The organism is Providencia sp. PROV061 (assembly GCF_011045655.1).
In the GTDB taxonomy this organism is placed as follows: domain Bacteria; phylum Pseudomonadota; class Gammaproteobacteria; order Enterobacterales; family Enterobacteriaceae; genus Providencia; species Providencia hangzhouensis.
In genome coordinates this window covers 564,676-588,651 of sequence record NZ_CP042861.1, presented here as the reverse complement: position 1 = coordinate 588,651, position 23,976 = coordinate 564,676, and the positions used below count along the sequence as shown (strand labels likewise).

The following is a 23,976-nucleotide window of genomic DNA, read 5'->3' as shown; positions in this document are numbered from 1 at the left end:
GTGGTTATATCAATAAAAATTGCCTATATTCAGAAAATAGATAATAACTTTTGAATCTCAGCCAAGAAAAATTCCTATGCGAAATATTCCTCTGAAAACTGTCGATGCAACTCCGCGTGATGTTTTAGCTATCGGAACAGACTATTTACCAAACGTGCTGCTTGATTCTCACGTTCACCGCCGTGCCCAGTTTCTATATGGTGCGACAGGCTTGATTGAAGTGAGTACCGCAGATGGCGAGTGGGTCATACCGCCTGATAGTGGTGTTTGGATCCCCTGTAATACACCTCATGAAACGCGCATGTTGAATGTCAGTACGCGTAGCTTATACATTGAGCCCAAAGCCGCTCCACGTAGGGGAAACAAATGCGAAGTACTCAGGGTTTCCCCCTTACTTCGTCAGCTATTGCTTGAAGCAGTTGATACCCCAATTGAATATGATTTAAATGGTCGTGATGGTGTGATGTACCAATTGATTTTGTATGAAATTGCACAAGCAGAGCCCCTGCCTTTCTACGCCCCCATCCCACGAGATGAACATTTAGCCCAGTTGTGTCGGGAATTCCTAAAAGCGCCACAAATCACCTCATTACCACAGGAGTGGGCGGCAAAACTACATAAAAGTGAGCGCTCATTTAGCCGTTTTTTTGGTGCTCAAACGGGGTTATCTTTCTCTGACTGGCGGCAGCAAGCTTGCTTATTAAGTGCGATTACCCATATTTCTGCAGGTAAATCCATTACTGAGGTCGCATTTGATTTAGGCTACAGCAGCGTTGGGTCTTTTTCGACCATGTTTAAAAAATGGTTAGGGCAAAGTCCATCCAGTTTTATTCAGAGAATTAGTGGATAACACCTAACCATTCAAAAATTCAATTTAGTCAAATGTGGCAATTAACCATGCAGACCCTTGATAACTTCCTGCGTCTGCATTATTTCCTTGAATACGACTACGAATATAAATAGTGCGATTTGAATGAATTCCCACACGAATATCTGTACCTGTCGCGCCGGTTTGTTCATCCACAATGTCTAACTTACTGTAAATCGTTCTATTTGAAGCATCTTTCATTGGCAAGCGCTTTTGTGGGTCGCCATCTGTCACATAGTCTAACCGTAACCTTACCTTCGTTAAGGCAGCAAATTTGCACGTGTATCTGATACTTTCCGTCACCAAGCTATCGTAATGAATACTACTTAATTGACCGTGTCGCAAATTGACGGTGCTAGCCTGCCCAGAGCTCGTTTGCGTGGAGCACATTGCTTTCACATTTAACTGAGAAGCGGCAAGACGCATTGGCACTGTTGAGTCAGATAAAGGCCAGCTATCAAAGGGTGGCACTGCTTTAGGCTCAGTAAAAGCGCGAACATAGCCCGCTAAATCCATTGCAGGAATAACCAGTTTTCCATCAATAATTTGCTCATTAATAAAAAATGTAATAGTAACTGGAAATTGACTGGTAAACTCTTGGGCAGCCCTAACAAGCCCCACATAAGCATATGAGCACATTCCTGCATCAATATTTATCCAATTCATTATCGGAGTTTCCACCGTCATCACTAAATTGTTATTGATCCGGTAGGCTGTTTTTCCATCAATCGTGACTCCCGCAGAAGCTACATACATAAACAAACGATGAAATGCCTGTGATGAATGAATTCTTGTATTGCTGCTCCCCCATCGTCTCCCAACACAATCAACCAAGCCAGACACACTCACTTGAGCACTATTACCATCAATAACAATAGGGTTTCCTACACGATAATAATTTTTGCCATCAGAACCAACTCGTGCAACGGGTTCAATAACACTATTACTATCGATCCGAATTGAATAACCTGAATTGGAATTTTGTATTCGAGATGCATAATCTGCATGAGCATTCATTCCATACAAACTAAGAATGGCCACCAGAAAATACATTGATAAGCTAGATGGTTGTTTAAAAAACTCTCCCTTAAAAAATAAGGGAAATGGTATTTTCACCATAGAGCTAGAAACCGCCTGAAACAGGATTTGAAAATTAGACATAACCGATATTACCGCCTTAATAGTAAGTGACCGAAATCATGGCAATAGCACTAAATTTTCCAGCACGGAGTTGGCTCGCTGGTAGGGTATTGACGAGCTCAGCTTGTAAAATAATTCGCTGTAAAGTGGCATCTATTTGTTCTGGAAATATTTGTTGAATTTGATTAACTTCAAGTGGATGAGCCACACCACCAGTTATATTATTGATATTAATGCCAAGGCCATCAGTACTAGTGGATAAAATACTTTTTCCTTGATAAACCATAGTGTTACTATTTTTGGGGTTAATCATAATACCGAGTGATTTATTCCAATTACAGCCAGTTAAATACAATGGAAATGTATGGGATTGGGAAATATCATCAGAGTTATGCGGTATATTAATCACCCCAAAATTGATTTTTAACGGTGTACTGTTATCTTCGCTACGCAGATGGCAGGCTGGGTCGACTAACGTTGCGCTCACATCGATTAAAACATCCGACTTAGACATAAATGGGAGGAATAAAAAACACAAAACAAATTTAGATAACCAATTGATTGTATTCATTACTCATACTCCAATGAAAAAGTCGCTGAGCTTGAGAAAACCCCTTTTTTTGCTTCATTCAACGGATTTTTACGCACAAATACACCAAATTCCAATTGCTGACTTCCACCTGTAACCGTAACAGGTGTTACCTCAATCGATTTATCCCAAGTAACAAACTCGCCTTGCTTATCAACTACACCAAGCAGTACACCACTACTTCCATCCGTTCCAAGGTAATTCCCTCCCTCTACAGTGACTTGTTTTGGGCTTTTCCAGGTAATCTTAATCATCTTATTAAGGTCGGCTTGGCTGCATTTTTCAATCGTGATAAAAAATGGTGTGATATCACTAGGAATATTGTCATTAATCGACTTCAAACGTATATTTTCAATTTTTACCCGCTTATTGATGGAATCAGCCGCTAACTGACAGGTTTTATTGACTAAAATACCACTAAATTCCACATCTAGGCTTTCCTTACTCCAACCAAAAATAGGAACCACAAGGCTTAAAAGTAAAATGGCCTTACTCATAAACCACCTCCAACCGTAATAAATTCGATTTATGCATTGAAACAGGTGGGTGAATAAAATTATTACCGTTTAATAAATTCATTTTCTCTATGGCCGTAACATTTCCATTCTGCACATCATAGAAGCGTATTTGTGCGGGCGTTGTTTGCGTTTTATCCGCAGAAAATGCACCGCCTGCGCCACATTGAGTCAACATCACCGCTGAGGTTGATATTTTTAAGTGGCAAGGCGAATTGAATAATCGAGCGCTCACTTCTAACCATCCACTATTTAAATCTTCATAATGTGATTCATTCACCGCAGTATGATTTAAAAGTCCGTTCGCTGAAGCCATCACTCCTATCATGCCACTGATGAAAAATAGACCAATAAGCATATGCTTTATCAATGCATTACTCCTTCTATTATTGATGCTAGGCGTATATCCCCCTCAGCTAACTAATGTTCATCCACCACTGTGCAAACGTCTTGTTGGCAATGAAAAGCCAAAGTCGGTTTTCCGCCATAATCATTGATATAGGTTAAATGAGGTCTTGTTAGTGGCTGGGAAATAAACTCTTGAGTCGATTTAGGCGGCACCATCACCACTTCAAATTGGCTTTGTTCCGACTGTTTTTGGTTATTACCCAAGCCAATAACCGTCAAATTGAAAGGCGTTGAATTATTGAGCTGATACCCTTTATTCGTTTTCATTAATGTGACCTTATGTGCCCAGTTTGTTTCTGACTTGGCTAAAATGGACGGAGGTCGATAAAAAAGCTTCACTCGCGATTGCAAAGCAATTTGTAAGGTATTCGCATCATGAGATTTAGGCGGGACTTCTCGCAAATTAAAATAAAATACGGATTCCCTATCTTGCGGTAACTGACTAAATAAAGGCGTCAGACTCAAGCGAACTAAGCTTTGGCTATTCGGCTCTACGCGTTGTAGTGGCGGCGTAGCCAATAACGCTCCTTTTGTTAGCTTCTTACCTTGTTGGTCTTCAATCCAACTTTGTGCGAGATACGCCTCTTCTGGGTTATCATTAGTTATCTTGATATTAATCGATTTCACATCCCCAGGAAAAATAATCCGAGTTCGATCCAGGGTCACTGCTGCGTAGGTATTAAATGATAATATAGGTATGACAAGCAGTACTCTCACAATCCATTGATAACAAATATCTAACTTCCACATAATTAGCCTCACAATCATTTACTTGATGATGAATAAACTGAACGGACCGCTTTGGCTGAAGAACATGGCAGCAACAACAAATCCGTAAGCTCATTTAATTTTTCAGGTAGAGATAACTCGCACTGTGGCTGGTTATTCCAATACAACGACAACTTTTCTTGAGGTGATACCCCCACTAGCCACGTCACACCGCCTTCACCCACTAGCCCTACTTCTTGGTTATTTTTATTACGTACACTGGCGCCAAAAGGTGGGTGCTTTCCATCTGACAAAGCAAAAACAACAAATAATTTATGCCCCTTCATCACCGATAAGCTGCGATAGCCTATGGCACCTTTGGTTAACGTAATATCTGTCGAGGGATCGAGGCTTTCGATATCATCGGGTAACTGGCTGGTATTAATTGAAGCAGTTGATTTTCGATAACTATTCACATTGGGAATAACAGCCAACCCAAATGCATTGGTTTTAATCACCCCATTATCGAGAGGAATACCGCTCACGTCGGGGGTTTCAACCATAAGTCGTGTATCACCATGCGCTGAGCGGTGCAGTGCCGCCCCTTTCGAGGTTAATGTGAGCCCACCATTGATTGACCCGCCAATGCTGTGGTATTGATCAGGCACATAGCTCGCATTTATAGATGTACTTGCTTGAGAGATATCTCGTGAATAAAAGCCACTCAAACTCACTTGATTATCAATATGTTGGCCGTGGTTATAACCAACATTGATATTGTAATTATCTTGTTCCCCATAACCACTATAGCCAACCTGATGATTAAATTGATTATTACCCGCTGACCGTGAGTAGAGTTCAGAAAATGTGATGCTATGACCGCGGAATAATGGTACTGTGAGATAGAGATTAATTGCATCTTCTTCATTGCCATTGTCCCGTTCAGTACGAGTTGCTGATAATGATAAATTTGCGGCATTCTGGGACAGAAGAGGAAAATTTAAAGGCGCATTAATGTATAAACCGTATTGCGTTTGTGAGTCGTGCTGCCAATAAGTACTATATTGATAATTAAGAGAAATATTAAAATCATCAAAATATTTATTTAAATATAATTGATAATTTTCTTTTGCTGCCTGAGTACCATAACCTATTCTCTCTTCATCCATAAATTGCGTTAGTGTTCGGTACTCTTTGTCGGCAAAACGGTAGCCTGCAAAGGTAATATCTGTGCGTAGCTCATCGAAAGATTTTGCGTAATTAACGCGATAAGAGCGGCCTTGGCGTCTTTTATCTGAAAAATCGGCAAAAGATTGTGTGATATCAAAAGAAACCGCGCCTATTGAAAAAAGATCCCGTCCGATCCCTAATGCTGCACTTTGGTAATAACCATTAAGTTGAGTTCCTCCATATAATGACCATGCATTTGAAACACCATATGATAATTCACCACTTACAACAGGCTCACCTGTCAAATGCCGATTGTCATAACGCGTCTTTCCCATTGCGACTTTATAAATAACGCGTCCGGGACGTGTTAAATAAGGTAACGAAGCTGTACTAAGACTAAACTTGCTCTCCTCCCCATTTTCTTCACGCACAGTCACATCTAATACACCACGGATCCCACTATCAAGTGTTTGAATACGAAATGGTCCAGGAGGCACTGCCGTTTCAGAAATAATGCGTTCTTGGCTGCGAACAATTACAATCGCATTAGTATTTGCAACACCAATAATTTCAGGTGCATACCCCACTAATTTAGGCGGTAGCATGCGGTCATCACTTTCTAAAGAAAAACCAGTATATTGCCAAGATTCAAAGATATCCGAATAAAAATAATTTTCTCCCAACGTAAAGATTGAGGCACTATCTTTCAATGAAGTAAATGCATAAAGACGAGTAAAATCAAAGTTATGTTTTTCTTGAGGATAATCACCCCGTTGCTTCTGATAAGATGTACTGTAATCACCACGTAGGCGCCAAGCCCCCCAATTTACCCCAGTGATTCCATTACTTGATAAATAGATTTGCCGATTACTATTCGTTTCTTTGGTTGCAGAAATATTCGCATTGTAATCAATAAATGCGCCACCTATTCCTTCTTCCCATAAATTAGCAGGAACCCAGTAAGGGTCGCGATATTCCATCCATATTTGCGGAATAGTCATTTTCAGCGATAAGGTGCTGAGCTCTATGGCTGTTTGAACGCCTGATAGCGCAGAAAAATCGAGGCATTTTCCACTATGAGAAAGTGTCACTTTCTCCATCGCAGAACGCTTTAACCCAATTAACTCAAAGATATCAGGAGGAATACAAATAGTTTGTGTCGCTTGGGTTGATTCGCCTGCAATAGGCTTATTTTCATAAACGGAGATATTGCGGGGTGCCCCTAAACGTTGCCCATTAACAAAGAGAGTAAAAACATAATCCCCCGGTAGCGTATACCCTGCTACCGAAAACTGGCTCATATCAATATTTTGCATATCATCTGCATCTAAAACATCTGTATTAAATTCAGTTGCAAATGCTTTCCATCCTATAAAACTCGGTAACAGAAAAGCAATGAGCCAAGCTAGCTTCAATTTTTCGTTAGTTTTGAACACCATGCTCTATACCATCCTAGCTATACCAGATTAAATGCAATAAGAGTTCATCTTCAAAATGAAGCTCATAAAAACATATTCTTCATGCGTGTTATTGGTAATCGATGAAAAAGCGGATCAGCCCGTAATAACGGCCCGCTTGAATCGGCTGTCCGGTTAATTCCAAACGTAAGAAATAGCGAAGGAAAAGGCTGTATCCTGATTTATCTTGATACAACACATTGTCAGATAATGAATAAACCTTATTAGGCTGTAATCGTATTTTTGAATTGTCTAATACCGATACGCCTAGCCCTTCGGAAGCACCTTGTAGCGTAAAAGCATCAATATATTGCGCACGTTGGCCGACAAAGCGTATTTTCCATGTTTTTAGGTCAATGGTTGAATAAGCACTACCACAATCTTGTAGCTCGATAATAAAAGGCTGATCATGCATTTCTCTTTGCAAGCTATTTGACAAAAAAGCGAGAGCCAAAGAAGAAAAATCAATAGTTTGATAGCGATTTTTCAACGTTATTGAACACGGCGCATCGATAACACTGCCTTTAAGTAATGTTCTTGCATTGACGTTGTAGGGCTTAATAATTTTGGGGTCTGCATATGAGTGAATACTAAAAATAAGCATTATCGACAAGACTATTATATTCATAACCCTTTGATAACTAACCATGCCCCCCCCTCTAGCGAATCAATATTTAACCACCAGTCAATTCTGGCGGTTAAACCATTTAGTTATTGATAGGTAATACGAAAGTTTGTTACTGCGCTGAACTTACCTTCCGATACACTTTTCGTTGTATCAACAGCTTTTGCTAACGCTTTGAAAGATAATACGTTATCTCCTTTTTTATTGATGATACGTGAAAGCACATCTTTAGCTTTTCCAAACTCAAATCCATCAATACCAATTCCTACATTGTTGGTATTACCCGCAGAAGTAGAAAGTAAAGTATTTGCTGCATCCGCATAGCTTTGCCCTGTAAACACTAATTCCATTGATTTAACAGCAATAGGTTTTCCAGCTGTATCAATATCAAAGTCAGTGAAATCACACCCAGTAAATTCAATATTAAATTTCACCTCAGCCACGCGACCATTTTCCAATGCTCGACGAGATAATTGTCCAAAATCAATAATTTGCTTTAGTGAGGATTGCGCTATATTACAAGGAGTACTAACAACGACACCTTCGAAATCAACTGTACCTGTGTTGTCGGCAGCAGAATTTGTTGAAAAAATACCAGCTATTAATGCAGTAAAAATAAATAACCGAGATGATTTTGATAAATAGGGTGCAATATTTAATTTGGTAAATTGCATATATTTTTCCTTTCAATTAAAAAATTAAACTACAATAAATACGCCATTAAATATTCAATAGCGTAAATCTAATTTCGATATTTAATTCAATTAAAGAGGACATAAAACTAAGCATCACCATATGAGTGATTTTTTACTCCAACCACATACCCAATTGAAAATTATCTTTTTTTTGATTCCCCATAATAGTAGAAAAGTGATCTTTCGATGAGATTAAAAAATTCATTTTGTATTCTTATATCTGCAATTTCATTCGAATGATTCACTAGGACTTTGAAAAAAAATTCTAGCCAATTTCTTTCTAATACGCCCAAAAGAGTATTCAATACTTCAACATTAATACCGGTTTCCCCTCTTTCATAACGAGAAACCTGTTGTTGACTTATTTTTAGTATTTTAGCTAGTTGGTACCCTGTTAATGATTTATCAATTCTGGCTTGTCTTAAAAATAACCCAACATCCCGACGTAATAACGCATTTGTTTTTATCATATTAATTCCAATGAATAAAACTCCCATTTGAAATTTTAAATGACTCGTTACGAACTTAAGAATCAGTTTGTTTTTACATCTAATAAAAATAGAGAATGATTTAATTTAAATATAGGTTTATTAATTAATTCTGTAAATACGTTTGTATCGATCGAACTTATATAATTTGATAGCTATTTCCTATTAAATTATATAACCCATGTAATATAACTTAGATGAACACACAATAAATATTAAAAATCAAAAGGTTAAAAACAAATAAATCAAGATAATAGCAAGGCGGATTAATTAAATATAAAAATATTAACATGCAGAAAATAACGAAATTAAAAGAATAAATTAAAGCTTCTAATTAAAATAAATCAATCCACTGGATTTACACAAAAATAGAGTTAAGCAATAAAGTCAATACTAAAACTCATAAATAAAATAAAGATAATCATCAATTACTATTTAATTTAATATTATTATATTAAGTTACATCCTCAAACGTTAATATAAGAAAAATTAAAAATAAAATATCCACTTACTGCATTCTTTATGCATTAATAGCATTTATTATTTAAATACCTAACACCTTGTTCAAATATCCGTTAAAGTAATATTAAAAAGGACTCCAAAATGATAGCAAAGTTTTATAGTTACCAACCACAGCAGGGTCACGGGCTACCCCATGACCCTATCCCATCACTCATTGGTCCTAGACCTATTGGTTGGATATCAACCTGTGATAGTAAAGGTAGAGCCAATCTAGCTCCTTATAGTTTTTTCAATATTTTCAATTATTCACCACCTATATTGGCCTTTTCGAGTGTTGGTAAAAAAGATTCAGTAACTAATGCCATCGAAACAGGGGAGTTTGTTTATAACCTTGCCACGCTTTCACTCGGTGAACACGTAAATATGAGTAGTGCCACACTCGCACATGGTGAAAGCGAATTTGCATTAACGGGGCTATCCCCCCTCCCTTCAACACTCGTTTCACCGCCTCGTATCGCTCAAACACCCGTTTCAATGGAATGTGTTGTCACACAATATCAGTAACTTAAACGGGCGGATGGGCAACTATTGGATACTTGGATGGTGATGGGAGAAGTCGTCATGGTGCATATTGATGAATCAGCCTTGAATAATGGCTTATATGATTGTGCTAGCCAGAAACCACTATTGCGTGCTGGAGGGCCAGCTGATTGCTATTGGATTGAACAGCAGCAAAACCTCAAAATGTATCGACCTAAGTGACCATAAATCTGAGTAATAAGTCTCCTCCATAAGTTTATTACTCAGGTATGTTACCTTTATGGATAAAATTTACAGATTAACCGCTCGCTACTTGTTGGATAAGAAAAATGTGCCGTAATTAAATCAAACTGCGTTTCAGATGTTTGAAATGGGTTTTCCCCTGCTAAATTACGAGCAGCAAGCCTTGCCTTACACTCATCATTACTTACCTGCAATACATGAAATACATAAGATACATCAGATGATTGCGCCAAAGACATTAACCATTGACGCTGTATTGGTGTGTTGGCGGGAAAATCCATCACGATATTATTCCCAGCCTGTATCAATTGCCTAATATGGCCTTCCAATACCTGTTTTACTAAAGCACTTTTTTCGACATAGTGAGCCAATTCAGTAATTTCATTAGGATAAAGAGCGGCAAGCCATTCATCTTCACAGAGCAAAATAGTACGAGGGAGGTTAGCCAGTTGTTTCGCTAATGTCGATTTCCCAGAGGCAATTTTCCCACAAAGAAAATGCAAACGAGGTTGTTTTTTTAATAATGGAGATGCTTCTGTTAAATTCATAAATAGTTCCTTACTGAATAATTAACCAGATAAGGACAAAAAACCCGCCTTATCTGGCGGGTTTAGGATGTAGCTTATCCCCACCACTATGTGATGGTAATAATAATGCTTAAGCTTGCTACAACCTGTGACATATAAATTTCCTAAATTGAATTGTAACCAACCTATCAGAACTCAATACAAGCCGTCAAATTCAGTTGAATTACAATAACAAAAGACCTGAATAAATTCAGGTCGTTTGTTTTCGCTAATTAATGTTTACCATTTTTATGGTGATTCAGAGTCTCTTCTTTTAAATCAAGTTCATCACGTAAACGGTGATACACCCTTTCATTGATATTTTTACTTTTACGCATTTGATATAACGCGTCGCGTTTCGCTTTTAACGCCGACTTAGACATTTCGCGTTCCATATTAATCATCTTATGTAAATCATAGACATCTGACTCAGTTTCATCCGAATTATCGAGTCGTCTGCCATAAATTTCTAATAGTTGCGCCCCAACTTCAGTACGCATAGCAATTTCATCCATATCATCCGATGGGTGGTTCATTAATTCACGTAAATGTGCCATCGCGGCTTCATTTAAAGCTAAACGCGCTCGAATTTCGTCATTATCATAAGGTAAGTCTTGTACTAACCCTTTCGTTAAAATAGGCAGTGCGATACTGGCAATCAATAATGAGCATAAAATCACCCCCATCGCTAAGAAAATAGCCACGTCACGATTCGGGAATAATGAACCATCTGGCATCAATAAAGGTAACGTTAAAATACCCGCTAACGTAATCGCTCCGCGCACACCCGCTGTCGCCATTACTGCCATCATACGAATATGCATAACATCTGCTTCTTTACCGCGACGGCGTTTATGGAAGACGGTTAAAGTCATCGAGATCCACACCCAGCTAAACCGTAAAACTGCCAATGCCACGGTAATAATCGCCACATAAACAAACAGCATCCAAGGATGGCTCGCACCCGCGGCCTCTGCTACAGCAGGCATATTTGTCCACATACCCGGTAACTGTTCACCTAACAAAATGAAAATCATCCCGTTCAACGCAGTTTGTACCGTATCCCACACCGCTTTACTTTGCATACGTGTAGCTGCTTGCATGCGACCTGCAATTTTTTCATAGTGCATCGCAATACCAGCAACTACTGCCGCTAAAATACCGGAAACATGCAAATGTTCAGCTAATAAATAAGCCGTAAATGGCATCAGTAAGCTGATCATAATTTGAATTGCAGGTTCTTCCCCAGTACGCTTAACGAGCAGTTGGTTTAACCAGCCAATTGCCCAAGCCACCAGCAAACCAATTAAAATTCCGCCAAATGCCACTAATACAAATTGCCCAGCCGCTGAAGCAAGGGAAAATGTACCTGTTAACGCAGCGACCACTGCAAAACTAAAGCACACCAGACCCGTTGCATCATTCAACAATGACTCCCCTTCCAAAATATGCGCCATTCGAGATGGCAATGGGGAATTGACAGTCATGGCAGACACGGAAACGGGATCCGTTGGCGATAAAATGGCTGCTAACGCAAAGGCAACAGCTAAAGAAATGGCTGGGATTAACCAATGTATAAAGAAGCCCATACCAATCACTGTTACAACCACTAAACCTATGGCTAGCGACATGATCGGTTTAATTTCTTGAAATAAGGCTTCTTTAGGAATACGCCATCCATCAAGGAATAATAAAGGAGGAATAAATAAAAATAGAAATAGATGAGGTTCAAATTCAACTGTAAAACCGTATAAAGACAAGCCAGCCCCTAGTGCTATCTGGATCAGGGGTAATGGAATAATATCTTTGAGCAGTCGTGAAACAAAAACGCTCACAACAACGGCTAATAAAAAAACGAGTACAAGTGTCACTACTGACATTGATTGCTCCATGTTTAGCTAATCATTAATTATCAGTTATGAAGTAAATAGATAAAATGAATCAATGTAAAGTGGCAATTAATCAATCGATACAAAAATAATAAAATTAAGAAATAGCCTATCTATCATCAGGTTGCAAAAATTACCACTGACTTAAATGCCCCATAAGAAACTTATTTATCTATTTGATAAATAAATATTTAAACGCAATATCAATAATAAGTTATGTATTGCCATCAAAAATAGAACTAAACCATCATTAATCGACTATTTTGTTGTTTCTTTAGATAAATTTAGGCTACCTGATTTTTTTCTTTTTAGCTTTTTTTCATTATTTTTATCGGAATTGCTTTTATCTGCAGTATTGGTGTTTTCTATACTATGCCGCTCAATTAATTCTTGTAGCACTTGCTTAAGAATCTTACTTTTACGTAGCCCCAAGGGAGCTAAAACAACTTCTTCGTGTTGCTGAGCTGCAATAAGTAAACCATCAACTAGTGACATTCCACTTGATGTCACACTGACAAGTGTTATGCGCTTATCACTACCATTATGGTTACTGTGGCGAACCACGTGCCCTTGCTGTTCTAGCCGTTGTAGTACGCGAGTAATTGTCGGTTGTTTACTGACTGTTTTTTGTGAGAGCTCTGTAATCCCCATCGAGCCATTACCTGCTAGTGTGGATAACACTCTCCACTCTAATATTGACAAACCTTTTTCTTCAACAATGGCATGAAACTCAGATGAAACCAACATCCAAGCCTGCCCCAATAGGGCAGGCAAATAATTATCAACAAAAACCTTTGAGTTTGCCATTCGCTCCCCTTGATAACATCTTGAATTATTGCATTTGATTACAACCCCTCAAGAGTAGCAGAAGTCGGCGATAATTCAGCTAAAACTTTCCACTTAGCAATGAACCAAACCCATCAACACGAGTTTCTAAACCCAACTTTTTTAACATCATATAGGTCGTCGCCACCGAAGAAGACAGTACAGGTAAACCAACTCGGTCTTCAATTAATTGTATTGAGGGTAGCGAAGGCATTTGCACACATGCAGAAGCCACAATTGCATCTACTTGGGTATTGAGTTTTTTCGTAATTTCCACTGGTGCTAATGGGTTTTGCCGGCCCACATCTAAATTATCTGGAATTTCCAATGAAATACTATCTACCACTTCAATGCCTTCACTTTCGATATAATCAATCACTAACTGCGTCAACGGCTTCATATAAGGCGTTAAAATAGACACTTTTTTAGCGCCCATTACATGTAAGCCGTCAACTAATGCCCCAGCGCTAGTCACTACAGGTGCTGGATGGCCGTTATCTACCGTACGTTGAAACAAACGTTTTTCTGAAATGCGATGATAACCTTTCCCCATGCTCATAATCGCAACTAAACAGGCATATCCCAGCACATCAACCGCAGCATCTGACAATTCAATAGCGCAGCGGTCACTATCGGAGTCCATTTTTGCCAGCTCCTCTTTGGTAACTTTTTGCATACGCATACGGCTTGAATGAAAGGTAAAGCGCTCCGCAAACAGAGCTTCTCTTGCCCGTAATATAGCCGGAATTTCTGTTTCCATCGTGGTATTTGATGACGGGACAATCTGCCCAATACGATATGTACGTGCTAAACTCATATCTCCCTCTCCCCAAATGACTCACCTGATTCTGGAAATACATTTAAAGCTTCATCTTCTTGCCCATTACCGTGAAAACGTGCTGCCGTTAATGGCCGGCGGTTCACCTGTAAATCAAAGATATCAAAACGGTTATAATGCCCTGTAATATCATGCATTTGTCGTGGTTGAATACAGCGATTTAAATCAATTTCACCGTAAACAATCCCTTCTTTGTCAACCAATGGTTCGCCTACAACTCGTCCATCAGGCCCGATAATTCCTGAGAAAGCGCTATTTGGCCGAGCCAGTAACTCACGTGCTTCTGGGTGAGTTGCAGACATTGCATCCATAATCTCTTCTGACACTGTCGAACAGGAAACAATCGTAAAAACTTTGCCTTCGAAACAGTGGGCAGATGCGCGTAAACGAATCGCTTCGGCCATGTCATAGTCTTTTGGTGCAACGGGTAAGGCGATATAGCTCGCAATATGGACTAACTCGCCTTGCGCCAATAGAGCAAAACGCGCCAATGTATTGGTGTTTTCCCCACAGGCCAATGCCCCAAGAGGCCCAATACTGGTTTGATGAACTTTTAGTGAAGAGGCATCTCCATTTGCCCACGTCAGTTTTTCTGCCCATGTTGGGACTAATTTACGATGGCGCCCCAGAATTCTTCCTTCATCAGAAATCGTCACTAATGTATTATATAACGTAGCGATTCCATTAGGGTTCCGCTCATTCACACCAATTACAACATTGATGTGGTGGCGTGCGGCAGCTTGAGCAATTTTTTGTATTTCAGGCCCTGGGACTTCAATGGCAGATTTGCACAGTTTTTCAAACCATGGACTGCCATCTATCGGGTTCATCACCCAACTCCAATAAGGGTAACCAGAAATAAAAACCTCTGGAAATGCAACCAATTTCGCTCCGTTATCCGCCGCCTCTTCAATTAAACGACAAACTTTATCTACCGTAGCATTGGTATCGAGAAACACCGGAGCGGCTTGTACCGCAGCGGCTTTAAACGTCTGCAAATTAAGCATACTTCCCCCTTAAACGGCGACAACTGGATGGCGCAATTCACCAATATTCTCAACATATGCTTCAATCACATCCCCCGGCCAGACCCATTCTTGAGGTGTTCTTCCCGCCCCTACCCCTTCAGGAGTGCCTGTTGCAATAATGTCACCTGGTTCTAATGTGATCCCTTGGCTAATATCTTCAATCAATATATTCACATTAAATAGCATGTGGCGTGTATTTGAGGATTGTTTGGTTACACCATTCACCTTCAAGCTTAAATCTAAGGTATGGGGATCTGGAATCTCATCAGCAGTGACAATGCATGGCCCAAATGGTGCATAGGTATCTTGCCCTTTAGAATAAATCCATTGCCCAGCACGGCGGCAATCACGCGCACTCATATCAATCATCAAGCTGTAGCCAAACACATAATTAAGAGCATCTTTTGCCGCGACACTTTTCGCACGAGTACCAATAATCACCGCCAACTCCACTTCCCAGTCTAATTGTTGGGTAATTTTGGCGTTATGTTCAATGGCATCTCCCGGCCCAATCACTGTGGTTGGGGGCTTAGAAAAGATAACGGGTTGTTTTGGAAGGTCTTTTGAGGTGTCCAATGTACGGCTGGATTCCGCCACGTGTTCAACATAGTTTAAGCCAATACCAAAAATATTTTTACGTGGGCGAGGTATCGGCGCCAAAATTTTCACATTTTGTACAGGCCACGCAGTCCCTGCTGGGAATTGCCCTTGATATGTATTCAGAAGTTCTGTACCAACACGCACACCTTGTGGGCCTAAATCGATAAAGTCCAACATATTATCAGGCAAGTATAGCCCTTGCTCTTGTGCCAGAAGGGCTAAATCCACTACTTGTTGATTAACAACTGCTCCTAAACGGGCTGCCGAGGTCACATCAGAACGATAAGTTATTAAGCGCATTTTCTTTCTCCTTGAATGAGGTGATTACCTCACTCACTTCTTCACGTAAATTGGAATAATAAAATTATTTATATTAATCAATAAGAAACATAATACTCACCTAGGTAACGACTTTCTGGTGACCGTCATTTTCTACTAGAGCCTCTTCATAATAGAGCCCCAAAGAGTGCATTACGGGTAAATCATTAAAGCAAAACAGACAAGCATCTTCGGTTTGTGAGGTATTCACATGTTCATGGAACATCCACGATGGTACACAGAAAATATCACGCTCTTTCCAATCAAAGCGTTGCCCATTGATCACGGAATACCCTTGCCCTTTCGCTACTTGATAAATAAAACTTCCCGTATGGCGATGAGCTTTACCAACAAAGCCCGGACGCAGTAATTGCATACTCGCTCCAATGGTTGGCATCACAGGTCCTCCTGTGAGCGGGTTAGTGTAGTGCATCAAAACATCATCAAATACTGAGCCATCCGCTGCCTTCGCTGCACGGCACAACGCCTCGTAGGTTGGCCCCCATTGGTATTTAAATAATGGTGAATAAGGTTTATCCCAGCCGATATCGTGAGGACGTAATGCGGTTCCTCCCCACATACCAACGGGGTAATCGATAGGTCGTGTTTGTGCTTGATGCAAGTCAGGATGCACTTTGTAAAACCCAGCTTCCATGGCATTGACTAACGGGATATCTAATCCATCTTGCCAGATACAAGGTAAACCATCTTCCGCAACGCCGTGTTCATGCCATGTCCCATTCGGCGTCAGTACAAAGTCGTTGGCTTCTAGCATCATTTTTTGCCCTTCGACAATGGTATATGCCCCACGCCCTTCCATAATAAAACGCAATGCTGAGGATGAGTGGGCATGAGCCGAAGCGGCTTCTCCTGGGTGCATGACTTGTAAACCTGAGTACAGCCAACCTACTGCAGCAGCCACTTCTTGGCGGCCGGGATTATTCAGATAGATTACGCGACGCCCCGCTTTTTCTGGTGTCACCAGTTCAACTGAGCGCAACACATGTTCGCGTAAATCACGGTAGCGCCACAACACAGGAACTGAGCTTGATTTGGGTTGCCACGGTTCAATCTTGTTTGCGACCGTCCATAATGCACCTGTCTTCAACGCATCTAGTTCTTGGTAATACGCCACTAGCTCAGGGGTATCTGCCACATCGGCACGCCCTGCCACATTTTCTCGGTATTGGTCATGGGAGTGTGTACTCATGCTATTTTCCTCTTTGTTTGCCAAAGCCTTTAACGCGACTTCCAGGATTGAACGAGTTGCTGACGCCCATATTCATACGGTGCCGGCCAACGAGTTTCCCACCCATAACGCGCACATTCATGTAAGACCCATGCAGGGTCAGAAAGTAATGGCCGAGATAAAGCACATAAATCCGCCCGCCCAGCGGCAATAATGCTGTTGACTTGGTCAGCATCAGTAATAACACCTACGGCAATAACCGGTATTCCAGCTTCATTACGAATACGGTCTGCCATTGGTGTTTGGTACATCCGACCATAGACCGGTTGCTGTTGCGGTGACACTTCACCTGAAGAGCAGTCAATCATATCTGCGCCCGCTTGCTTCATTGCACGGCCAATTTCCACCGCGTCATCAACCGTAGTCCCGCCATCCACCCAATCCGTCGATGAAATACGTACACTCAAAGGTTTTGACCACACCTGACGCACAGCACTAATGATGGCTAACGGAAAACGTAAGCGATTTTCTAACGTTCCACCGTAGTTATCTGTACGCTGATTAGTTAATGGAGAAATAAAGCTCGACAGCAAATAACCGTGCCCGGCTTGCAGTTCAAGCCAGTCAAAACCAGCCGTTTCTGCTCGTTTTGCTGCAGCAACAAATTGGTCAATCACCGTAGTCATTTGTGCCTCGGATAGCTCTACCGGAGTTTGTGAGATATTCGGTAAATAAGGCAACGCTGAAGCAGAAACTAACGGCCAGTTATCTGCATCCATTGGGTGATTTTCTTTCTCCCACCCTCGCTGAGTTGAACCACGGCGCCCTGCATGGCCTAATTGAATGCCAATTTTGGCATCCGTTTTTTGATGAATAAAATCAGTCACACGTTGCCAAGCAGTAACTTGCTCGTCATTCCAAATACCGACACAGCCTTTTGTCACACAGGCATCGGGGGCTATAGCCGTCATTTCAGTCATCACTAGACCCACACCACCTAATGCGCGGCTTCCCAGATGTACCAAATGAAAATCATCGGGTATACCCTGATTAGCGCAATACAACAATGTTGGTGACGCGACCACGCGGTTATTAAGAGTGATACCTCGTACATGATAAGGTGTCAGCATAGGGGGCACTTTTGCCTTTGAAGTCACACCTGTTTGTTCCGCAAACCACTGCTCATAGTTTTCCAACCATACAGCATCACGCACGCGCAAATTTTCATGAGATATACGCTGTGAACGCGTTAAGAGAGAGTAGGCAAATTGCTCTGGAGCTAAATTTTCATAACGACAGACATTTTCAAACCATTCTGTCGAATTGCGTGCCGCATTCTGAATTTTCAGAACTTCGACACTGCGAACCTTCTGGTAATGCTCAAGCCCTTTACGTAAATCACCCCCTGAAGTTTTCAAGCTTTCACACAGCTCGATAGCATCTTCTAGTGCTAATTTAGTTCCAGAGCCAATAGAGAAATGGGCGGTATGAGCGGCATCTCCCATCAATACTACGGGAACGTCTTTACCTTGTGTGGGCTGCGTCCAATGCACCCAATTTCCACAAATGACCCGAGGGAAGCGGATCCAAATTGCGGCACCACGTAAATGCGCTGCGTTAGCAATCAGTTTTTCACCATCAAGCCACGGCGCAAATAGTTTTTCACAATAAGCGATGCCATCCTCTTGAGACATTTGGTCAATACCGGCTTTAAGCCAAGTTTCTTCCGTCGTCTCCACAATAAAGGTCGATAACCCTTCTTGAAATTGGTAGGCATGAACTTGAAACCATCCATGCTCATTTTTGGCGAATAAGAAGGTAAAGGCGTCAAAAATCTTCTTTGTACCTAGCCAAACAAAACGGCAACGACGTGGGTCAATATCTGGTTTAAATACGTTTTCATAACGCGTACGCACCGTACTATTAATGCCATCAGAGGCGATAAGCAAATCAGCTTGGTACTCGCGAGCAATAGCTTGGTCATCCGTTACTTGGGTTTCGAATACCAGCTCCACCCCCAATTCCACACAACGGTCTTGTAATATATTGAGTAATTTTTTACGCCCAATGCCGATAAACCCATGACCACCGCTGCGGTTACATACACCTTTAAAGTGCACATCGATATCATCCCAGTGACTAAATTCTGCAGAAATCGTTTTGGCAGAAACTGGGTCCGCTTGGCGCAAATTACTGAGCGTGGCATCAGAAAATACCACTCCCCAGCCAAAAGTGTCATAAGGACGATTACGTTCCACCACCACTACACGGTTCTTTGGGTTCTGTAGTTTCATCAGCAACCCGAAATAAAGCCCTGCGGGACCACCGCCAATACACACAATATTCATGGAACTTCTCCTTTACTTACACTGGTTGCTGAGCGGTTAATGCCTGATACAAGGCGTCTGGAATGGGGATGGCTTGATGCGTTTCTAATGACGTCGTGACATAAGTTTGCGTCACTTGCATGCGCAGTACTCCATCAACACCGACACAGCGTTGATGTAACGTCAGAGACTTGCGACCAATACGCTGTACATGTAGCTCTAACATCACGTTATCCCCCATTTTGCTAATGGCCTTGAACTCCGCTTCTAGGTGTACTGTCGGCAAGCCAAAGCGTTGTTCCATGATGTAACCCGCAAAGCCTTGAGGGACTAATTCATCAACCCAACGTTCAAGTAAATTGTTAAACATCACGAAATACTGGGGGTAAAACACAATCCCTGCGGGGTCACACTCCGAAAAATGAATTTTATGTGGCTTAGTAAATGTCAGTAAACTCATGATGTTATCCTTAATTCATCGCTAAACGTTGACGGCATTTTTCCAATTCTTTCCCATGTTCATCAGCCAATGCGGCTTCACGCAGTTCACGTAAATTAATGGGGGTGAGTTTGTTACCTTGCTGCGCAACGATGTCCATTAAGATTTGAAAATTACGCAACCCTCTCGCATGAGTGTCGCTATACCCCTTAACCACGCGTTGACATTCGGTAATTTCGGTTGCAAGTGCAGGGTTAGCTTTCGCTGCTTTAATTACAGCAGCTAACCACTTTTCAATGCGCTGCGTTTCTAGTTGATAACGTAACGTCGAACGTCGGCCTTTTCGCCATGCGGCTAATAGATACAACTGTAAAAAACCTAATAAAGAACTGGTAGTGATCGTGCGCCCCTTTTCGGTCATTTTGCGAAGCGCTTTGTGTAACCAATGTGGACGCATTAACCAACGACCTAAATTTTTGGGAAGCGTTTCGCAAATTTCTTCAATTCTTGGATGCATAAATTCATTGATCTCCAATAATTGATTATCTTTTGCCTGTACTTCATTGCGAACGCGAGAAAAGCGGCTATCACGAATTTTAAGGTCAGCCACTCGGATGGTGTCTTCATAGGACATCCAAAGGGCTAAGTGGCGCGCAAGCGCACGTTGCAAACGCTCATCTTGCCCGCCATCTTGCGCAAAGAGGTTATTGAGGCGATCCAAATATAAAGTGGCATAGGCAGGGTCTTGGTAGTCTATAAGTCGGCGAGTCCCTTCAGTCACGAGATACTGCACATGAGGAGAGAATTCATGTTGGATACGAGCTAATAGTTGCGATACCTGCTTATTTTTTGGTGAATATACGGTGTTCTTTGTGGACTCCGGCCGATATGCATCTTCGGGTTTAGTCGCTTTTTCTGCCCCTAATGTAAAAGCTCGCAAACTTGGTTTTACGCCAACGCCCCCACGTACAATCGTTTCTTCAAATTGTGCGCGGCTAAATGGTAAAACACCGGAACCAAACAGCGCACCAAATAAAACAGCACTAATCACACTGCCACTTTCTTGTGCTGCTTGTGCCATATCAAAGTGAATAAACTGACGCGCAGATGCCGCAGTGTGGCGAATTAATGCTTGGCTATCGACTCGCCCATCACCCATGGCTGATTTTTCCGCGATAGAGTAAACACGGTGTGTTGAACTGATCAATGTTGTGCGCTCTGGGGTAACAAAGCCGCGCTGTACTGCTCTGCCTGCTTCCATTAATTCAGAGGCCAAAACAACATCAACATCACCGGGCATCGGCATAAGCGCTAATACAGGAGAAGGCGTTTGTGGGTTATCAGCACCTGGGAATAATTCCACATAATAAATTGTTGCCCCCGTGCGCTGTGCCACGCCAGGCACTGAAGTCGTTTGAGCAAAATAACCGTTTTCTTCACTTAGGTTGACAACCCAGTCGGCAAGTACTCCACCGCCTTCGCCGCCCATGGCTAAAATGGCAATTTTAATCGGCTGTAATGCGACTTTTGTTGATGGTAATGCAGTTGATAAAGAATTCATGCATCCCCCTTAGAAACTAAATTGTTCACGACGACGTGCGTCACGACGCTGTAAATAGCCAATAAACCAACCGCGTACACGATGGCGCAATTTGTCCCAACCATTAGGGTTAGTAATAATTTGAGCTTTAAAAAAAGAAGGGCACAAGACAGCAGCGTGAGAGACTTCACCACATAGCCCACAACCGACACAGCTATCCATCACTGTTGCAACCGGGTCTGTTCTTAATGGGTCTTGGCTTGGTTTAATTGATAAAGACGGGCAACCAGATAAACGAATACAAGAGTGATCCCCGGTACAGGTATCAGGGTCGACACCAAAACGCTCACGTACCACTCGTTTGCCTGCGGCAACATCACTACGCACTTTTTTCTTTTCGCGGCGTTGTTTGTTCAACATACATTCGCTTTGCGCAATCAGAACCTTGGGCCCTTGCTCATCGGTTGTTAAAGCTTCACGTAACGTATTTGTCATGGTTTTTAAGTCATAGGTGTGTTTAATGGTTTTCACCCAATTAACACCCACCCCTTTCACCGCTTTTTCAATTTCATGACCAGTACTACGGGTTGGATTCAACGCTGTCGAAGAGAGAATATCTTGCCCTCCTGTCGCAGAGGTATAGCTGTTATCAACCACAATAGTTAAGTTATCGCTACGGTTAAAAACACTATTGGCAATACCACTGGTTAAACCGTTATGCCAGAACCCCCCATCTCCCATCACTGAAATCGCGCGTTTCCCAGCCTTTGCATTCAAAGCCGCAGCCCCTGCGCCTCCTAGACCATAGCCCATGGTGGTATTCCCCAAATTAAAGGGCGGTAGAATAGAAAATAAATGACAGCCGATATCCGCACTCACATGATGTTCGCCTAATTCACGCTCCACCAACTTCATCGCAGTGAAAATAGGCCTTTCGGGGCAACCTGTGCAAAACCCTGGTGGGCGCGCATGGACAGATTCATCTAATGTTGGCTCTGCTGCATTCACGTATTCAGGTAAAGATTCTTCAGATTTTTGAGTGGCAATATTAATCGTTGGAATACGAATCTGTTTTGCAGCCGCTTTGACTTGTGGAGCTATCTTTCCATAGCATTCAAAAAACGAACGTAAACCCGCAAGCACTGTTGCAGTATTATATTCCCCCGCCATTGGCAGCATATCCTTACCATGCAGGGCAATATCAATCTTGCGTTGACGCAAAATATTCGCCACATTTTGCTCAACAAAATTTGGCTGGCCTTCTTCCAAAACTAGAATGGCTTTTTTATGACGACAAAAGCGTTCAAATTCATCGTCAATCAATGGATAAGCCACATTCATCACATATAAAGGAATCTGGCTATTACCAAAAACATCCGCTAGCCCTAGCTGATTTAATGCGCGGATCAGCGTGTTGTAACAACCGCCTTGTAGCGCAATTCCAACATCATCCGAGTCTTCTGAAAAAAATTCATTTAACTCATGTTGTTGAATAAATTTAATTGCAGCGGGCCAGCGAGCTTCAATTTTTTCTTTTTCATGTAAGAAACTAGCAGGGGGTAATACTATGCGACTGACGTCTCGAGTTGGGTTCTCAAGCGCATCTTTGACGGTAAATTTAGGGCGCTGATTATCTGCGCAAACAAATTGCCCGTGAACGTGACAAGAACGAATACGCATTTGTAACATAACGGGTGTATTACTGGCTTCAGAGAGCTCAAAACCATCTTTCACGGCTTGAACGATAGACGGTAAATTGGGCCGAGGGTCAAGCAACCACATCTGCGATTTCATCGCAAAAGCATGGCTACGCTCTTGCATAATAGAAGAGCCCTCACCATAGTCTTCACCAACAATAATTAAAGCACCACCTAACACACCACCCGAAGCTAAGTTAGCTAAGGCATCAGATGCGACATTCGTCCCCACTGTTGCTTTAAAAGTCACAGCTCCACGTAGTGGATAATTAACTGAGGCTGCTAAGGTTGCCGCTGCAGTTGCTTCACTTGCGCTATTTTCAAAGCGAATACCATATTCAGATAAAATATCTTGTGCGTCAGCAAGGACATCCATCAAATGGGAGATAGGAGCACCTTGATATCCCGCAACATAAGATACACCCGACTCTAATAGCGCTTTTGTAACAGCAAGGATCCCTTCACCACTGAAGGTTTCACCTTGCCCTTGCCGTAATTTTTGAACTTCTTGTACAAACGATCGCTCAGCCATTTTAACCTCACCAATCAACATCAGAACGTTTTTATCTTTTTTGTGTTTATTATTTGTATATCTTTTGTTAATAAAGGGTCAATCCATGATTAATCATGTAAATTAGATTTATGCAGAGAGTGGATAAGGCTTGCAGATAAGGGACAAATAGTGAGTTAAAACAACTAGAAAATTAGTTTTTCCGCCAAATAGCGTAGAAAAAAAAGATCAATAAAATAAATAAAAAATACTGAATAGCATGTTTAAATAGAAAATAGGCCTCACAAAAGCAAACAAATCA

The 23,976-nt window shown here is 41.5% G+C and carries 21 protein-coding genes and 1 pseudogene; 2 read left to right on the top strand and 20 right to left on the bottom strand.

All coding sequences use genetic code 11. The features are described 5' to 3' along the window. Positions 1–76: 76 nt before the first annotated feature. Positions 77–850, top strand: a complete 774-nt coding sequence (locus tag FVA72_RS02615) for an AraC family transcriptional regulator (RefSeq protein WP_094961426.1) — start codon at positions 77–79, stop codon at positions 848–850. A 24-nt stretch (positions 851–874) separates the two neighbouring features. Here FVA72_RS02615 and FVA72_RS02610 read toward each other — a convergent pair whose 3' ends face one another. From FVA72_RS02610 to FVA72_RS02570, 9 genes are all read right to left on the bottom strand, one after another. Next, on the bottom strand, positions 875–2,029 hold the full coding sequence (locus FVA72_RS02610; protein WP_004261020.1) for a hypothetical protein: 1,155 nt from the start codon (positions 2,027–2,029) through the stop codon (positions 875–877). A 16-nt stretch (positions 2,030–2,045) separates the two neighbouring features. After that, complete coding sequence (locus FVA72_RS02605; RefSeq protein ID WP_004261024.1) at positions 2,046–2,579, bottom strand: fimbrial protein; 534 nt, start codon at positions 2,577–2,579, stop codon at positions 2,046–2,048. Continuing rightward, positions 2,579–3,094 carry a fimbrial protein gene (locus FVA72_RS02600; RefSeq protein WP_004261028.1) on the bottom strand — a complete coding sequence of 172 codons (516 nt, stop codon included), beginning with the start codon at positions 3,092–3,094 and terminating at the stop codon, positions 2,579–2,581. Before FVA72_RS02600 ends, FVA72_RS02605 begins: the two co-directional genes overlap by 1 nt. Further along, the gene (locus FVA72_RS02595) at positions 3,087–3,482 is read right to left on the bottom strand and encodes a fimbrial protein (protein ID WP_136134395.1); all 396 of its coding nucleotides are present in this window, start codon (positions 3,480–3,482) and stop codon (positions 3,087–3,089) included. The genes FVA72_RS02600 and FVA72_RS02595 overlap by 8 nt, the downstream gene beginning before the upstream one ends. Before the next feature lie 50 nt (positions 3,483–3,532). Further along, on the bottom strand, positions 3,533–4,270 hold the full coding sequence (locus FVA72_RS02590) for a fimbrial biogenesis chaperone (RefSeq protein WP_226617120.1): 738 nt from the start codon (positions 4,268–4,270) through the stop codon (positions 3,533–3,535). Positions 4,271–4,284: 14 nt separating this feature from the next. After that, positions 4,285–6,837 (bottom strand): fimbria/pilus outer membrane usher protein, encoded by a 2,553-nt coding sequence (locus FVA72_RS02585; protein ID WP_110592496.1) that lies wholly within the window; start codon positions 6,835–6,837, stop codon positions 4,285–4,287. A gap of 88 nt (positions 6,838–6,925) precedes the next feature. Next, positions 6,926–7,504 (bottom strand): fimbrial protein, encoded by a 579-nt coding sequence (locus FVA72_RS02580; protein ID WP_096864581.1) that lies wholly within the window; start codon positions 7,502–7,504, stop codon positions 6,926–6,928. A gap of 62 nt (positions 7,505–7,566) precedes the next feature. Further along, positions 7,567–8,154 (bottom strand): fimbrial protein, encoded by a 588-nt coding sequence (locus tag FVA72_RS02575; RefSeq protein WP_153673210.1) that lies wholly within the window; start codon positions 8,152–8,154, stop codon positions 7,567–7,569. Between the two features lie 161 nt (positions 8,155–8,315). After that, complete coding sequence (locus FVA72_RS02570; RefSeq protein WP_036958338.1) at positions 8,316–8,645, bottom strand: helix-turn-helix domain-containing protein; 330 nt, start codon at positions 8,643–8,645, stop codon at positions 8,316–8,318. Between the two features lie 621 nt (positions 8,646–9,266). Between FVA72_RS02570 and FVA72_RS02565 the strand changes: the two are divergent. Next, positions 9,267–9,887 (top strand): annotated as a pseudogene (locus tag FVA72_RS02565) (flavin reductase family protein). A gap of 56 nt (positions 9,888–9,943) precedes the next feature. On the opposite strand, the gene FVA72_RS02560 reads toward FVA72_RS02565, so the two are convergent. The 11 genes from FVA72_RS02560 to FVA72_RS02510 all read right to left on the bottom strand — a co-directional run bounded on the left by FVA72_RS02560 (position 9,944) and on the right by FVA72_RS02510 (position 23,696). Then, a complete protein-coding gene (locus FVA72_RS02560) occupies positions 9,944–10,456 on the bottom strand; it encodes an AAA family ATPase (RefSeq protein WP_096864579.1) in 513 nt (170 codons plus the stop codon). Positions 10,457–10,707: 251 nt separating this feature from the next. Further along, positions 10,708–12,354 (bottom strand): Na+/H+ antiporter, encoded by a 1,647-nt coding sequence (locus FVA72_RS02555; RefSeq protein WP_036958339.1) that lies wholly within the window; start codon positions 12,352–12,354, stop codon positions 10,708–10,710. 267 nt (positions 12,355–12,621) lie between these two features. Then, complete coding sequence (locus FVA72_RS02550) at positions 12,622–13,170, bottom strand: MarR family winged helix-turn-helix transcriptional regulator (RefSeq protein ID WP_110592497.1); 549 nt, start codon at positions 13,168–13,170, stop codon at positions 12,622–12,624. Positions 13,171–13,249: 79 nt separating this feature from the next. After that, a complete protein-coding gene (locus FVA72_RS02545) occupies positions 13,250–14,005 on the bottom strand; it encodes a maleate cis-trans isomerase family protein (protein ID WP_004261087.1) in 756 nt (251 codons plus the stop codon). Further along, positions 14,002–15,033 (bottom strand): carbon-nitrogen hydrolase family protein, encoded by a 1,032-nt coding sequence (locus FVA72_RS02540; protein ID WP_110592498.1) that lies wholly within the window; start codon positions 15,031–15,033, stop codon positions 14,002–14,004. Before FVA72_RS02540 ends, FVA72_RS02545 begins: the two co-directional genes overlap by 4 nt. Before the next feature lie 9 nt (positions 15,034–15,042). Next, positions 15,043–15,954: a fumarylacetoacetate hydrolase family protein gene (locus FVA72_RS02535; protein ID WP_110592499.1), complete on the bottom strand. Its 912-nt coding sequence runs from the start codon at positions 15,952–15,954 to the stop codon at positions 15,043–15,045. Positions 15,955–16,054: 100 nt separating this feature from the next. Continuing rightward, a complete protein-coding gene (locus FVA72_RS02530) occupies positions 16,055–17,182 on the bottom strand; it encodes a cupin domain-containing protein (RefSeq protein WP_110592500.1) in 1,128 nt (375 codons plus the stop codon). Between the two features lie 29 nt (positions 17,183–17,211). Further along, positions 17,212–19,509, bottom strand: a complete 2,298-nt coding sequence (locus FVA72_RS02525; protein ID WP_110592501.1) for a bifunctional salicylyl-CoA 5-hydroxylase/oxidoreductase — start codon at positions 19,507–19,509, stop codon at positions 17,212–17,214. 16 nt (positions 19,510–19,525) lie between these two features. After that, a complete protein-coding gene (locus tag FVA72_RS02520; RefSeq protein ID WP_102139150.1) occupies positions 19,526–19,948 on the bottom strand; it encodes an acyl-CoA thioesterase in 423 nt (140 codons plus the stop codon). Between the two features lie 10 nt (positions 19,949–19,958). Next, positions 19,959–21,488 (bottom strand): indolepyruvate oxidoreductase subunit beta family protein, encoded by a 1,530-nt coding sequence (locus FVA72_RS02515; protein ID WP_110592502.1) that lies wholly within the window; start codon positions 21,486–21,488, stop codon positions 19,959–19,961. A 9-nt stretch (positions 21,489–21,497) separates the two neighbouring features. Then, positions 21,498–23,696 carry an indolepyruvate ferredoxin oxidoreductase subunit alpha gene (locus FVA72_RS02510; RefSeq protein WP_094961459.1) on the bottom strand — a complete coding sequence of 733 codons (2,199 nt, stop codon included), beginning with the start codon at positions 23,694–23,696 and terminating at the stop codon, positions 21,498–21,500. Positions 23,697–23,976: the final 280 nt, after the last annotated feature.